General features: G+C 65.2%; 2 protein-coding genes. Both read left to right on the forward strand.

Annotated features, from left to right (window positions below; all coding sequences use genetic code 11):
• Positions 1-509: ABC transporter substrate-binding protein (locus tag ACLIRY_RS27150; protein ID WP_413208529.1), on the forward strand; the 509-nt coding region annotated here is incomplete at its 5' end.
• Positions 506-1,168 (forward strand): FecCD family ABC transporter permease (locus ACLIRY_RS27155; RefSeq protein ID WP_413208530.1); only part of this gene is annotated, 663 nt, incomplete at its 3' end. The genes ACLIRY_RS27150 and ACLIRY_RS27155, both read left to right, overlap by 4 nt.

Here is a 1,168-nt window from a genome sequence, read left to right on the forward strand (position 1 = left end):
ATCTCCTCTACAAGGACGAACTGGCCCTTGGAGCCATTTTCGGCAAGGAAGCCGAGGCCAAGGCCCTGGTCGACGGCTGGAAAGCCCGGATCGCCAAGGTGGCGGAGGCCGTGGACGGGGAGGCGCCCCTTTCCGTCTTCCTCTATGATTCCGGAGAGGACAAGCCCTTCACGGCGGGCAAATTCGCCATGCCCACGGCCCTGATCGAAGCCGCAGGGGGCGAAAACGTCCTGGGCGGCATGGAGATGAGTTGGGGGACCACGTCCTGGGAGGATGTTGCGGTCAAGAACCCGGCCTTCCTGATTCTGCTCGATTACCAGGACGGGGCCGGATACGCCAAGCTGTTGGACTTCCTGAAGGCGCACCCGGTGATGAAGGACGTGGACGCGGTGCGGAATGAGCGGTTCCTTCCCCTGCGCTATGAGCAGATCACCCCGGGTCCGGCGAACATCGACGCGGTGGAGGCCCTGGCCAAGGCCTTGCATCCGGACCGTTTCCCCGGACAATGAGCGCCAAGGCGCTTTTCTTCTGGCTGACCGGGGCGGCGTTGGTTGTCGCCCTGGTCTTGGCGGGCGTGGTCTTCGGGTCCACGCCTCTCCCCCTTGATGCGGTCGGGCGCGCCTTTGGGGCTATTGTCGGTCTCGGGGATGGGAGCGGTGGAGACGGTCCCGTGGCACGCATCGTTATCGAGTTGCGTTTGCCCCGGGTTTTTCTGGCCATCTGCGTGGGGGCCGGATTGGCGGCGGTGGGGGTGCTGCTCCAGACGACCACACGGAATGATCTGGCCGACCCCTTTCTCTTCGGCCTGTCCTCCGGTGCGGCGGCGGGGGCGGTTTCGGTTATCACCCTGTTCGGAGATCGGTTTGGGGTCTGGACCCTGCCCATCGCCGCCTTTTCCGGCGCCCTCCTGTCCGCCGCGGTTGTTCTTGTCCTGCTGTTCCGGGAACGGGGGCGAGCCCCGGAACGCTTGATCATCGCCGGTCTGGCCGTGTCCTTTCTGTTCAGCGCCTTGACCACCTGGCTGGTGTTCGCGGGCGATCAGCGGGCCGCTTATTCCGTGCTGTTCTGGACCGCCGGAGGGTTGGGTTTGGCCAGTTGGGACAACCTGTTCCTGGGCGCCATCGGGGCTTTGTTGGCCGTCGGTACGGGTTGGAGCCTCCGCCATCGC

It is taken from the genome of Rhodospirillum sp. A1_3_36 (assembly GCF_047263945.1).
Lineage (GTDB): Bacteria > Pseudomonadota > Alphaproteobacteria > Rhodospirillales > Rhodospirillaceae > Rhodospirillum.